Raw genomic sequence first — 12,945 nt, 5'->3', positions numbered from 1 at the left:
AAGTTCATCCCCTTCATCATCCCCACGGCAATTTGACCGCCTATGGCCGTTGACCTGCCCCCCGCTGGTCCCTCGCTCATGAGGAGAGTCTGCGGGTTTGATTTTGGTAGTCGTCGGTTTCGGGCTTGGCAAGCGCGGCGGGCGCGGAGCCCTCAATTAGCTCAAGCGCCTGCCGCGCTTGCTTTGGCGCTCTGTTCCCCAGCGAAGAGTGAGGCCTGACGTTGTTATAATCGTAGCGCCACAGCGCCAGCTTGCGGCGGGCATCGTCCAGGGTATCGAACAGCTCTTCATTGAGGAGTTCGTCCCGCAAACTGCCGTTGAATGACTCGATGAAGGCATTCTGCTGCGGTTTTCCTGGGTCAATGTAATGCCAATCCACGCCGTTCCTATCGGCCCATTTCAGGATTGCCCGGCTGGTGAATTCCGTCCCGTTATCGCTGACAATGCAAGCGGGTTTTCCGTAGATCCGGACCAGCGCGTCCAGCTCCCGGGCAACGCGCTCGCCTGAAATGCTGGTGTCCGCAGCCAGGCACAGGTTTTCCCGGCAGCAGTCATCGTTCACGGCCAGGATGCGGAACTTCCGCGAGGCGCCGAAGCTGTCTGCCAGAAAGTCCAGGGACCAGCGCTGGTTCGGCCGTGTGGCTTCGGGCATCGGCGTGCGCGACCCCGGGCGCGTTTGCGGCCCCGCCGCCGCTTCACCGCCAGGCCTTCTTCCCGGTAGAGGCGGTAGAGTTTTTTGTGGTTCATGATCATGCCTTTGCGCTCAAGCAGAACGCCGATCCTCCGGTAGCCGAACCGGCGGCGTTTGCCAGCGATCTCCTTCATCTCCTGGCGGATCTCGGGATGGTCGGGCGGGCGTTCGCGCCGGACCGTCTTAGGGTCGACACCGACAAGCCGGCAGGCCCTGCGCTGCGAGATGTCATGATCCCGCATTGCATTGAGCGCTGCCTCTCGCCGCTCTTTCGGTGTCGTCAGCTTTTTCCCAGCAGGTCTTTCAAAACCACGTTGTCGAGCATCGTGTCTGCCAGCAGCCGCTTCAGCTTGGCGTTCTCATCCTCCAGCGCCTTCAGCCGTGCGGCCTCCGACACCTCCATGCCGCCATACTTGGACTTCAGCTTGTAAAAGGTCGCCGGGCTCAGGCCGTGCCGACGGCACACCTCCGCCGTCGGCATCCCGGCTTCCTGCTCTTTGATCATCCCGATGATTTGCGCCACGGTGAAACGGCTCTTACGCATTCGTCTGCTCCTACATAGGTTGGGCAGACTCTACTTCATGGTGAGGGATTTTGCGGGGGGCAGGTCACCGTGGCCGCGCCGCAGCGCGGATTGTCCATCAATAGACCCGGGCGGAGGCTTGACTTCCATATGGCAGGTGACCATCTTGGCGGCATGATTATTCGCGAGTCATATGCACGGTTTCTTCTTCTGAACCGCCCGTTTCCTCGGGCGGCCTGAAACACGCGTTGTCGCGGCCTCCCGAGGTTTCTTCACCCTAAAACCTTGATAGCGGGCTTCCCCCCGCTTGCAGCGGGTAACCCCCGTTTGTGGAGAGCGATCGTGCTTACTTGTGAAAAAACCGGCAGCATGGCCGGTCAGCGGGTATTCTACCCGAACATCGAACCTCATGCCTATTCGCTTACTGACAGCGATGCAAACAAGCTGGAGCAGGTATTGGCCTTAGGCTCCTTGTCCCTGGAGGCGGCAGCAATTTTGCGTGCCAAAAACGACGGCGCAAGACGCATAACCGGGCCGGTCCCCGATGACCTGGTAGTGTCCGGCCGCCGAATTGAATTCATGATCAGCGGAGGTGGCGCCCAGCAGGGCACCCTTACAATGGACGCGGTACCCGCGCAGCGGCTTATCAGGGTTTCTTCGGTCCTGGGCGCGGCACTATTGGGTATGCGGATCCTGCAAAAGGCTCCTTTGCCTCGCGAGGACGGCAGCATTGCCACGCTTGTTGTGCTCAAGGTCTTCAGTTCTTCCTGACCGCTGCCCGTTCCTGCGGATCAATCACTGCAAAAAACCCACGGACACACACCACCGGGTATCCGGTGCTCTAAAGAGGAAAAACTCATGATGACGCCTAACAATGCCCCCCGCCCATCGCGGCGGCAACCCAAAGTCGTGCTTGCCCGCGAGACGCTGGACAAGCTTGAAGCACTGGCTGAGGGGGCCCTCAACCGCACACCTGAATTGGCTGACCGGCTGCTGGAAGAAATCGAGCGCGCCAAAGTCGTTACCACCAGAAAACTGCGCGGTGATGTCGTGGCAATAGGCCGCTCAGTCACCTATCGCGACGAATCTACTGGCCAGACCAAAACGGTGACACTGACGTTCCCGGAAGAAGCCGATATTTCCGAAGGACGCATTTCACTGATGACGCCGGTCGGCGTGGCGTTAATCGGCCTGTCCGAAGGTGCGTCTTTCCGCTGGAAACCGCTTGATGGGGAGGAGCGTTCTTTGACGGTGCTTAATGTCGGCCCGGATGCATAGCATGGCAACGCCCGGCAGCAGGGCAGAGTCCCATACATCGTGATGGGAGAATCCTGAGGTCCGCGGCGCTGTGCAGATGCTCTTATTCCGCCTCTGCCCCGGGGAGCAGCGCACTCCGTGCGAACCCGGGGAGAATTGTTACCTGAACTCTGATGTTCGCAATAATAGGGTATCGATATGTCTCAACTCAGGCTCCCGGAAACCTGCCCAAGCTGCGGTGCAAGCGTGCCGCGCGCCGCTGCGGGGCGCTGCCCCCATTGTCTAACTCGTTTTCGGGATCGAGCCGCATAATCCTGAAACTTGGTTTCACCCTGTGGAACCGGTCAGGATTGAATGCGAAATCTTGGAACGGCATTGCCAAGTTGATCACGGGGTTCCGTCGGGATAGGCGGTCATCATGAAAACCGTGCCGACAATTCGACGCCTGAAGGGCTTTCGTTTTCCCCGCGAGATCATCTCCTATGCCGTCTGGGCTTACCATCGGTTTGCGCTGAGCACGGCAGATGTCGAGGATCTGCTGGCCGAACGCGGCGTGATGGTCAGCCGGGAAACCGTCCGGAACTGGGTGAACCGGTTTGGCCGCCATTTCGCCGATTGCATCAAGCGCGACAGGCCGGGCGCCAGTGACAAATGGCACTTGGATGAAGTCGTTGTTCCGATCAATGGCGTGAAGTTCTGGCTTTGGCGGGCAGTCGACGCGAATGGGAATGTGCTCGACATTCTCGTGCAAAAGCAACGTAATGCAAAGGCCGCCAGCCGGTTCTTGAAGCGGCTGATCGACCGGTTTGGCGCGCCGCGGGTCGTGATCACCGACAAGCTGCGCAGTTACATCAGGCCGATCCGCAACCTCGTGGCGAATGCTGATCATCGGGCGCACAAGGGCTTGAACAACCGGATCGAAGGATCCCATCGGCCAACCCGCAAGCGAGAGAAACTCATGGGGCGGTTCAAGTCACCCGGACAGGCTCAGAGATTTCTGGACGCACATGACCAGATCAACATGTTCTTCCGTCCCCGCCGCTATCGTCTTACCGCCACATCGTACCGCCACGCCCGATCCGATGCCTTTGATCTTTGGAACGGCTACGCACTCGAGATGACCGCATGACGGGCGCGGAGCAGGCCGCATTCAGCCGGGTGCAAATAAGTTGGCAATGCCGGCAGACTTGTATATCTCCCTCATACGCTCAAACAGCAGTATTTCAGCTCCATATAATCCTCGATCCCATATTTTGATCCTTCACGGCCAAGACCTGACTGCTTGACCCCGCCAAAAGGTGCTACTTCGGTAGAGATCAAACCAGTGTTAACGCCTACCATTCCGTATTCAAGCTCCTCCATTACTCGATAGATCCGGGTCAAGTCGCGGCTGTAGAAATACGACGCCAGGCCAAACTCGGTGTCATTGGCTGCATTCAGTACTTCCTCCACTTCCGAAAACCGGAAAACAGGCGCCAACGGGCCAAAGGTCTCTTCTCGTGCCACCGCCATCTCTTGGGTTACCCCGGCAATCACCGTCGGCTGGAAAAAGGTGCCCCCAAGATCATGCCGCTTGCCGCCGACGGTCACCTGCCCACCCTTGGAAACGGCATCGCTGATGTGTTCACCCACTTTTTCCACCGCAGCCTCGCTGATCAGCGGCCCAATGGCAGTGCCTTCAGCAAAACCGTCGCCAACCGGAAGAGCCGCTACGGCCGCTGAGAGCTTCTCCACAAAGGCATCATGGACGGCATCCTGCACATATATCCGGTTGGTGCAGACACATGTCTGGCCGGCGTTGCGGAATTTCGAGATCAGCGCGCCTTCGACTGCAGCATCCAGATCGGCGTCATCGAACACGATGAAAGGCGCGTTTCCGCCCAGTTCCAGCGACAGCTTCTTGATCTGTCCCGCGCCCTGGCGCATCAGGATGCTGCCAACATTGGTGGATCCAGTAAAACTGATTTTCCGCATCGCCGGGTTTTCGCAGAATTCCAGCCCGATACCCTTACTGTCGGTCGATGGCAGCACCGAGAAAATACCCGCAGGAATGCCTGCTTCCTCAGCCAGCTTGGCGATTGCCAGAGCTGACAATGGGGTCTCGCTGGCAGGCCGGACAACCATGGCGCAACCCGCCGCCAGCGCCGGACCAGCCTTGCGGGTGATCATGGCGTTGGGAAAATTCCAGGGCGTTATCGCGCCGACCACGCCCACCGGCTGTTTTAACACCATAATACGCTTGTCGCGCTGATGGCCGGGGATAGTGTCGCCATAAACCCGCTTGGCCTCTTCCGCGAACCATTCGATGAAGCTGGCGCCATACATGATCTCGCCCTTTGCTTCGTTGAGCGGTTTGCCCATCTCGGCGGTCAGGATCGCGGCGAGGTCGTCAGCATGAGCAACCATCAAGTCGAACCACTTGCGCAGAACTGTTGCGCGTTCTTTGCCGGTATACTGCGCCCAGTTCTTTTGCGCGGCCTTTGCCGCGTCAATGGCCGCCCTGGCGTCTTCGACCGTGCAATCGGCCACCTCGGCCAGCACTTCGCCGGTGGACGGATTGTGCACCGGGAAACGGGTGCTGCGTCCCTGCCATTCGCCATTCAGATAGGCGTCCTGCAGCAACAGATCGGGACGGGAGAGTGAGAACATTTCTGAGTACTCCAGTTCAGTTGAGAAAGGTGCGGGATTCCCCCGGCCCGGTATCGTATTGGCCGTCAGCCGGATCAGGCGTGCAGGTCGCCATCCATGGCGGTGCCGTCCGGTGCGCTCTCGGCCGCACCAGAGACCGCAGCCGGATCTTCCAGGAGCGATTTGATCACCCCCCAGGCCATCATCACCACCAGGACCGAGATCGGCAGCGCAGCGGCAATTGCCGCGGTCTGCAGCGCCGACAGCCCACCTGCCATCAGCAGCACCGCCGCCACCAGCCCCTGTGCCGCGCCCCAGATGATCCGGTGGATCTTCGGCGGATGCGCGTTGCCCATCGACAGGATCGTCGTGACCACCAGCGTGCCGGAGTCCGAGCTGGTAATGAACCAGGTGGCCAGCAGAAAGGTGGTCAGCGCCGAGATCGCCCAGGCAAGCGTGCCGCCGTCTGCCAGCAGATCTATAGTGCCGAACAGGGTGCCTCCTAGATTCCAGCTGTTGACCATGGCGATCAGTCCCGCGGTGCCCGCGCCGCCCTCGGCGTTCAGCTCCAGGAACAATGCGTTGCCGCCGAACACCGAGATCCAGATGAATGCCATCGTGGTTGGCACCAGCATGGCACCGAACATGAACTCCCGGATGGTGCGACCCTTGGAAATGCGGGCAATGAACATGCCCACAAAGGGGGCCCAGCTCAGCCACCAGCCCCAGTAGAAAATGGTCCAGCCCCCCTGCCAGGCGACATCTCCCGGTGCCGACGCGGTCCAGAAGCCCATCGACAGGAACTGCGTCACGTAATCGCCTGTCGCGTTCAGAAAGAAGCCGGCCAGCCACTGGGTCGGCCCGGCGATCACAAAGAACAGGATCAGAGCGATGGTCAGCACGACGTTCCACTCCGACAAGATCTTGATGCCTCGGCCGATGCCGGAAACCGCCGACAAGGTCGCCACGACAGAAATGATAATGACCAACACGACCTGGGTGCCCACGCCCGGATCGACACCGAACAGAACGTTCAGGCCATGGGCCATCTGGTTCACCCCCAGCCCCATCGAGGTGGCGATGCCGAAGACGGTCCCGAACACGGCCAGCAGATCGGCCGCATGGCCCGCCGGGCCATAAATCCGCTCGCCCAGCACCGGGTACAGCGCCGACCGGAAGGTCAGCGGCAGCTTCTTGCGGAAGGCAAAATAGCCAAGCGCCAGACCGGTCAGCGTGTAGATCGCCCAACCGTGCAGCCCCCAGTGGAAGTTGGTCACGCGCACCGCATCCACGGCCCGCTCAAGGCTCATGCCGGTATGTCCCGAGGCATCGGCAAACGGGTTGTTGGGATAGCCCCAGCCCGCTGACGTGTCGAAATAGAACAGCGGCTCCGCGACGCCGAAGAACATAATGCCGATCGACACCGACGCCGAAAACAGCATGGCAAACCAGGAGAAGCGGCTAAATTCCGGCCTGGAATCATCATCCCCGAGGCGGATCGAGCCGAAGCGGCTGAACATCAGGAACAGGCAGGCAAACAGAATAATGATGACCGAGCTGATGTAGTACCAGCTGAGCGCGCCTTCGACCCAGGAGCGGATGCCGCCAAAGATCTTGCCCGCGTAGTCCACGTTCAGGATGGTGAACACCACAAAGGCAGCAATCATTGCCTTAGAGGCGATGCTCATGCCGTTGTGCAGTCCTTTGAATGGCCCTTGTCCGGCGACCAGCAGGCCCCCGGGACCGGGTTTGTCGTTTCTCGCCATGGTTTCCTCCCTTAGGCAACGACCGCGTGTGTCCGGCCGCGCGCAAGCGCAGCCGGTGGTGTAAATGTCCTCCGATGGGGTTAGTCCGGCCCTACCGCATGACGAAGGGATCCGGGATCGGATCGTCCGATGTGCGCAGCCAGACCGCCTTGACCTTGGTATAATCCAGAGCCGCCTGCAGGCCGCCCTCGCGGCCGTGGCCAGACAGGCCGTGGCCGCCAAAGGGCGCAATCGGGCTCACGGCGCGGTAGGTATTGACCCAAACGATGCCCGCGCGGATGCCGCGGATCATCCGGTGCGCGCGGGTGAGATCGCGGGTGAAGACGCCGGAGGCCAAGCCAAAAGCGGTCGTGTTGGCAATCTCCAGGGCCTCGGCCTCGGTCTCAAACTCTACCACTGACAAAACAGGGCCGAAGAATTCGTTCGACAGGCAGGGGGCGTCCGGCGCGTCCGAGCAGTCCAGAACCGTCGGCGGGAAAAAGAAGCCCTCCCCTTCCGGCACGGTGCCGCCGGTGACCAGCTTGGCCCCCGCCTTCACCGACGCCTCGATCAGGTGCACCGCATGGTCGCGCTGTTTCAGAGTGCAGAGCGGCCCGACTTCGGTCGCCATGTCATCCGGCGCGCCAATGACCACCGCTTCGGCTTTCTCTTTCAGCCGCGCAAGGAAGGCGTCCTTGATGCCCTTCTGGATCACCAGCCGCGATCCTGCGACACAGCTTTGCCCGGTCGCAGCAAAAATGCCCGACACCTGCGCATTCACCGCGCTTTCCAGATCGGCGTCGTCAAACACAATGAAGGGCGACTTACCGCCCAGCTCCAGCGAGGTGGAGGCGAGGTTTTCCGCGGAATTGCGCACGATATGGCGGGCGGTCTCCGGCCCGCCGGTGAAGGCGACATGAGCGACCGAAGCGTGGCTGGTCAGCGCAGCACCCGCCTCCGGCCCGCCGGTGATCACGTTCAAAGCGCCGGGTGGAAAGCCGGCCTGGTCAAAGATCCGGGCGAATTCGAGCATAGGTGCCGGGCCTTCCTCCGAGGCTTTCAGCACCACCGTGCAGCCCGCCGCCAGCGCCGGGCCGATTTTCACCGCCGACAGGAACAGCTGCGAATTCCACGGCACGATGGCGGCCACCACCCCCACCGGTTCGCGCCGCAGCCAGACCTCCATGTCCGGCTTGTCGATCGGCAAATGCGCGCCTTCGATCTTGTCGGCAAGGCCGGCATAGTAGCGGTAGTATTCCGCCACATAGGCGATCTGGGCCGAGGTCTCGCGGATGATCTTGCCGGTGTCGCGGGTTTCCAGCTCCGCCAGCCGCGGGGCGTTTTCCGCCACCAGATCGGCTAGCCGCATCAGCAGCTTGCCGCGCTGAGTGGCGGTCATACCCGCCCATTCGCTAGAGAAAAACGCAGCTTCTGCTGCCCTTACCGCCCGGTCTACATCCGCCGCCGAAGCGGCAGGCATCTGCGCCCAGGGTTTGCCGGTGGCAGGGTCAAGGCTTGCGAAGGTGGCGCCCGCTTCCTCGAAGGCGCCCCCGATATAGTGCTGGAAAGTCTGCATTTTCGGTTTCCTCACTGAAACGCTGGCATGACGTCGGTGATGAACCGCTCAAGCGAGGCCTTCTTGCGCTCGAAGCTCATGCTGGAGTCGATCCAGAACGAGTATTCATCATAGCCCAGGGCCTCGTATTTCTTCAGCCGTTCAATCACCGCCGCCGGTTCCCCGATCACCAGGTCGCGCTCCATTGCCTCAGGCGAGTAGAACGGATGCGCTGCAATTTCCTCGTCACTCAGCGGGTCGATCAGGCCCTGGCGGATCTCGCGCTTGTTCATGAACCAGGCCCCGAAGTAGCAGAAGAAGCGGTTGAGCTCCTCCGCCCCGCGTTTCACATCCTCGGCGCTGTCCGCGACATAGGTGTGCTGCAGCAGCATGATCTTGGGCCGCGGCACATCGGCGTGCTTGGCACAGGCATCGTTGAACTTGCCCATCAGGTCAGTGATTTCCTCATCACCCTTCCACAGCGGCGTCACCTGCACGTTGCAGCCATTGGCCACGGCGAACTCGTGGCTGTTGGGATCGCGCGCCGCGATCCAGATCGGCGGACCGTTCTCTTGCACCGGTTTCGGGGAAGACGTGGTTTTCGGGAAGGAATGAAACTCCCCCTCCTGCGCATAGTCGCCCTGCCACAGGCCCTGCACCGCCGGGATCAGCTCCCGCATCCGCTGGCCCGCCTCCCAGGCGTCCATGCCGGGCATCATGCGCTCGTATTCAAACGAATAGGCGCCCCGGGCGATGCCCAGGTCCAGGCGGCCTTCGGTGATAATATCGGTCATCGCCGCCTCGCCCGCCAGCCGGATCGGATGCCAGAACGGCGCAATTACCGTGCCAGTGCCCAGCCGCACGTGCTTGGTGTGCCGCGCCACATCAATCAGGTTCAGAAACGGGTTCGGCGAGATGGTGAAGTTCATCCCGTGGTGTTCGCCGGTCCAAACCGCATGCATGCCGCCGTCGTCGGCAATTTTGCACAGCTGGATGAACTCGTCATACAGCCGCTTCTGATCGTCTGCCGCGGAAATCCGCTCCATATGCGCAAAGAGGGAAAATTTCATGCGCCCTTGCTCCCTGTCGCCACGGGGCGGACCTGCCCGGTGGTCTGATTGCCATAATACACCCCGAAATTGCCCATCCGGGCCTCACTGGCGAACCGCTCCAGCATGGTGCACATCGCCGCATCGGCAATGTCCATCAGCGTGGATTGGGTCAGTGCCGTGAAAACACCCTTGGCCGGTGTGCCGCCGGCCGATTGGCACAGAAACGAGATGTGCTGATGTTCGCGCGCTTTGTCTTCGTAGACGGAATAAATGAACCCCGGCTCCGCCTCGACGCCGGTGTCCGCAATCAGCTTGGCCAGGGCGGCAGAGGCGCCCTCCTTGCCGACACGGATTTCAGGCAGCGTCAGCTTGCCCTGGTCGTTGCCCAGGAGCAGCACCTTGCCCTCATGCTCGATCAATGCCGAGACGATCAGCTTGGCGCCCTGGGTCAGGGCCTCGGCCTCCGCCGCTGCTGTCACATAGGCGCCGCGGGCATAGCCGAGACCCGGCGCAGGCGAGGTTTCAAACGCCTCCACCCGGCCGATCAGGATCAGGTGGTCGCCCGCCTCCACCCGGTTGTGCATGGAACAGTCGAACCAGGCGGAGACACCCTCGAACACCGGGCTGCCCTGCGGCCCCTGCTGCCAGCTGACGGCGGCAAAACGGTCCTCGACCGGGCGGGCGAAAGTGTTGGAGACGCCCTTCTGGTCCTCCGCCAGCACATTGACGGCAAAGCCCTCGGCCTGCTCGAACGCGGCGTAGTTGCTGGAGGAGTTGGCGATGCACACCAGTACCAGAGGCGGGTCCAGCGACACTGAGGTGAAGGAGTTGGCAGTAAAGCCGATCGGGTTTCCGTCCGGATCGTGCGTTGTCACCACGGTGACGCCGGTCATGAAGGTGCCGAAGGCGTTTCGCAGGGCGCGCGGGTCGATCTCGCTCATGTCGTTGCTCCTTCGGTGTTCAGCCAGTCGTGCAGGGCCGCGTTGACCTCTGCGGGGGCAGTCAGGTTGACCATATGCCGGTGGCCTTCGATGACAACCGCCCTGCCCTGCGGCGCGGCATCCGCCATGGCTTGCGCCATCGCGGGTGTCGAGTTCGGATCGCCATCGCCGGTCAGCGCCAGCAGCGGGCAACGGATACCGCCGAACCCATCGGCATAGGTGCTGTCGCCGCGGGCAAAGGCGGTATAGGCGGCGGCGTAACCCGCCAGGTCCACGCCCGACAGCCATTCGGCCACCTGCGCCCGTGCCGCCTGGTCAGCCTCACTCTCCCCGAACCATCGCGCCAGCGGTGTTTCCAGATCAAAGCTGCCAGCGCGGATTTCGGCAGCGCGCGCTTCAACCGCGGCCCTGGCCTCCGCCGATCGCCGGAACACCCCATTCAACAACGCCACCCGGGCCACGTTCTCAGGATGGCTGGCGGCATAACCACCGGCAATCAGCGCCCCCATGGAGTGACCCGCGAGATACACTGGGCCAAGGTCCAGCGCTTGGATCACCGCGTGCAACCAGGCCACGTAATCCGGCAGTTCTGCCGCTTCGGGCAACAGGTCACTGCCACCATGACCGGGCAAATCCAGTGCGATCACCTCATGGGTTCCAGAAAGCGCAGTGATCTGCGGCGCCCAGGCCGCCGATTGCATCCCCACTCCATGGAGCAGCACAACAGGCGCACCCTGCCCTGACCGCTGGCAGGTGACAGCCCCGAAAGGCTTAGACAGCTGCAGGGTTGTCAGCGTCATGGCCCAGCTCCTTCAAATCCTGGTAGCGGTCCCCGATGCGGTGATGCGGCCGACCGCCGATGGAGGCTCCCAACGCGATCACAATCTCGTCCGGCGCCGGCGCGTCCGCGACGGACAACTGGATGGTCAGGTAATGGCTGCGCCGCCCGCCGTCGTTCTTGTCCATCAGCGGAATTTGCAGGGGCGCATTGGCCGGCCCGCGGGTGTTGGTGAATGCCAGATAAGACTTCGCCCCCACCGCCTCGCGGAAGTGGTTGCCAAACCGCAGGGTGTGGATGAGAGCAGAGGCATGCTCTACCTCGCCACTGACCCCGACGATGGCGGATTTCCCGTAGCCCTCGACCTTGTCGCCGCCGCCTGCAGCCTCCAGGATCATCGCGGTCAACTTCTCGCCCAGCCCCGGCGCGCAGTCATGGATTGCCGGACGCAGATCCTCGACAAAGCCCTGCCCTGCCCAGGGATTTTTGATCACCGCCACCGCAGCAATCATCTTGAACGGGGTTTCCGCTGCCTTGCCGCCCTCAATCAGGGTCTCTTCGACATGCAGTAGCGTCTTTCGGATTTCGGCGGGCATGGGCAGATCTTTCCTGTTTGATTCCATTCTGCGTAATATGGTATACCATCATACAGTATGTCAATGCACACTTGTTCCACCCTGTCCCTGTTGCTATTGGATGCAATATGACCAACCCCATCATGAGCAAAATAGACCACCACCCGCAGACCCTGCGCGATATCGTGCAGGAACGGATGCGCGAGGCTATTGTCTCCGGAAAGTTTGCCCCAGGTGAACGGCTGGTGGAGCGCCCTCTGTGCGAGCAGCTCGGCGTCAGCCGCACCGTCGTGCGCGAAACCATCCGCTACCTGGAGGCGGAGGGGTTGGTGGAAATCCTGCCCGGCAAAGGGCCGATCGTGGCGCAACTGGGGTGGGAAGACGCACGGCAGATCTACGACATCCGCCAGATGCTGGAGACCGCCGCCGCCACCGAATGCGCCCGCAACATCACGCCGCAGCTGGCGGAAATGCTGAACTCCGCGCTGCGCAGGCTGCAAGAGGCCGTTGCGGCAGGTGTTCCCGGTCCGATGCTGAACGCCACGACCGAGTTCTACCGGATCATCTTCGAAGGCGCCGGCCACAACGTAGCCTGGGAAATCGTCCAGCGTCTGAACGGCCGCATCAGCCGGCTGCGGGCGGTGACGCTCTCGACCGCAGAGCGGCGAAAACCCGGCCCCGCCCATATGCAGGATATCTGCAAGGCTATCACGTCAGGCAACGCCGAGGCCGCCAGAGCCGCAGTCCAGAGCCACCTGACGGAAGCGGCCGCTGTTGCCAAGCGGACGCTCAACCAGGAAGAGGCCAAAACTCGCAATGCCTAAAGCCTATTGGATCGCCAACGTAACAATCACGGACCCCGACCGTTACAGCGGATACCAAGCCGCTGCCCCGGCGGCATTCGCGGATTTTGGGGCACGATTTCTAGCAAGGGGTGAAGCGGAAACTCTTGAAGGCCGCGACTGGCAGCGAAGAGTGATCATCGAATTCGATAGTCTGGAGCAAGCCCGCGCCTGCTACAACTCCCCGGCTTACCGCACGGCAAGAGCCGAACGCGCAGGTGCTTGCGTTGCAGACATTGCTATCATCGAGGGCTTGATTTGAGTATACCTTCAATGAGAATACGGGCGTAAAGGTTCGGCAAACATTTGGAGCAGTACCGTTGAGGTCACTGGTCATTAGTTTGGCTGGTGCCAATGA

The 12,945-nt window shown here is 61.6% G+C and carries 12 protein-coding genes and 1 pseudogene; 5 read left to right on the top strand and 8 right to left on the bottom strand.

All coding sequences use genetic code 11. The annotated features are described in order from the left end of the window. Positions 1 to 76: 76 nt before the first annotated feature. A pseudogene (locus tag CAER_RS26980) lies at positions 77 to 1,235 on the bottom strand (IS3 family transposase). A gap of 321 nt (positions 1,236 to 1,556) precedes the next feature. On the opposite strand from CAER_RS26980, the gene CAER_RS26975 reads away from it, so the two are divergent. From CAER_RS26975 to CAER_RS0100235, 3 genes are all read left to right on the top strand, one after another. Beyond that, entirely contained in the window at positions 1,557 to 1,985 is a 429-nt protein-coding gene (locus CAER_RS26975; protein ID WP_154667596.1) for a hypothetical protein, read from the top strand. 87 nt (positions 1,986 to 2,072) lie between these two features. Beyond that, a complete protein-coding gene (gene rnk, locus CAER_RS0100240; protein WP_036796613.1) occupies positions 2,073 to 2,492 on the top strand; it encodes a nucleoside diphosphate kinase regulator in 420 nt (139 codons plus the stop codon). 397 nt (positions 2,493 to 2,889) lie between these two features. Beyond that, on the top strand, positions 2,890 to 3,600 hold the full coding sequence (locus CAER_RS0100235; protein ID WP_008335478.1) for an IS6 family transposase: 711 nt from the start codon (positions 2,890 to 2,892) through the stop codon (positions 3,598 to 3,600). A 71-nt stretch (positions 3,601 to 3,671) separates the two neighbouring features. Here CAER_RS0100235 and CAER_RS0100230 read toward each other — a convergent pair whose 3' ends face one another. The 7 genes from CAER_RS0100230 to CAER_RS0100200 all read right to left on the bottom strand — a co-directional run bounded on the left by CAER_RS0100230 (position 3,672) and on the right by CAER_RS0100200 (position 11,766). Further along, positions 3,672 to 5,120 carry an NAD-dependent succinate-semialdehyde dehydrogenase gene (locus tag CAER_RS0100230; protein ID WP_051357608.1) on the bottom strand — a complete coding sequence of 483 codons (1,449 nt, stop codon included), beginning with the start codon at positions 5,118 to 5,120 and terminating at the stop codon, positions 3,672 to 3,674. 74 nt (positions 5,121 to 5,194) lie between these two features. Then, entirely contained in the window at positions 5,195 to 6,865 is a 1,671-nt protein-coding gene (locus CAER_RS0100225) for a BCCT family transporter (protein ID WP_027233549.1), read from the bottom strand. A 91-nt stretch (positions 6,866 to 6,956) separates the two neighbouring features. Next, a complete protein-coding gene (locus CAER_RS0100220) occupies positions 6,957 to 8,420 on the bottom strand; it encodes an aldehyde dehydrogenase (RefSeq protein WP_027233548.1) in 1,464 nt (487 codons plus the stop codon). A gap of 11 nt (positions 8,421 to 8,431) precedes the next feature. Continuing rightward, positions 8,432 to 9,469: an LLM class flavin-dependent oxidoreductase gene (locus CAER_RS0100215; protein ID WP_027233547.1), complete on the bottom strand. Its 1,038-nt coding sequence runs from the start codon at positions 9,467 to 9,469 to the stop codon at positions 8,432 to 8,434. Beyond that, positions 9,466 to 10,392, bottom strand: coding sequence for a flavin reductase (locus CAER_RS0100210; protein WP_027233546.1), 927 nt, complete (start codon positions 10,390 to 10,392; stop codon positions 9,466 to 9,468). The genes CAER_RS0100215 and CAER_RS0100210 overlap by 4 nt, the downstream gene beginning before the upstream one ends. Beyond that, positions 10,389 to 11,192: an alpha/beta fold hydrolase gene (locus CAER_RS0100205; protein ID WP_027233545.1), complete on the bottom strand. Its 804-nt coding sequence runs from the start codon at positions 11,190 to 11,192 to the stop codon at positions 10,389 to 10,391. The genes CAER_RS0100210 and CAER_RS0100205 overlap by 4 nt, the downstream gene beginning before the upstream one ends. Next, entirely contained in the window at positions 11,164 to 11,766 is a 603-nt protein-coding gene (locus CAER_RS0100200; RefSeq protein WP_027233544.1) for an amino acid synthesis family protein, read from the bottom strand. The genes CAER_RS0100205 and CAER_RS0100200 overlap by 29 nt, the downstream gene beginning before the upstream one ends. A 107-nt stretch (positions 11,767 to 11,873) precedes the next feature. Here CAER_RS0100200 and CAER_RS0100195 point away from each other — a divergent pair, with 107 nt between their 5' ends. Beyond that, positions 11,874 to 12,569, top strand: coding sequence for a GntR family transcriptional regulator (locus tag CAER_RS0100195; RefSeq protein WP_027233543.1), 696 nt, complete (start codon positions 11,874 to 11,876; stop codon positions 12,567 to 12,569). Further along, on the top strand, positions 12,562 to 12,849 hold the full coding sequence (locus tag CAER_RS0100190; protein WP_027233542.1) for a DUF1330 domain-containing protein: 288 nt from the start codon (positions 12,562 to 12,564) through the stop codon (positions 12,847 to 12,849). The genes CAER_RS0100195 and CAER_RS0100190 overlap by 8 nt, the downstream gene beginning before the upstream one ends. The last annotated feature ends 96 nt before the right edge of the window (positions 12,850 to 12,945 follow it).

The sequence above is a fragment of the Leisingera caerulea DSM 24564 genome (assembly GCF_000473325.1).
GTDB classification, from domain to species: Bacteria; Pseudomonadota; Alphaproteobacteria; order Rhodobacterales; family Rhodobacteraceae; genus Leisingera; species Leisingera caerulea.
This window is presented reverse-complemented; position numbering and strand designations above follow the sequence as displayed.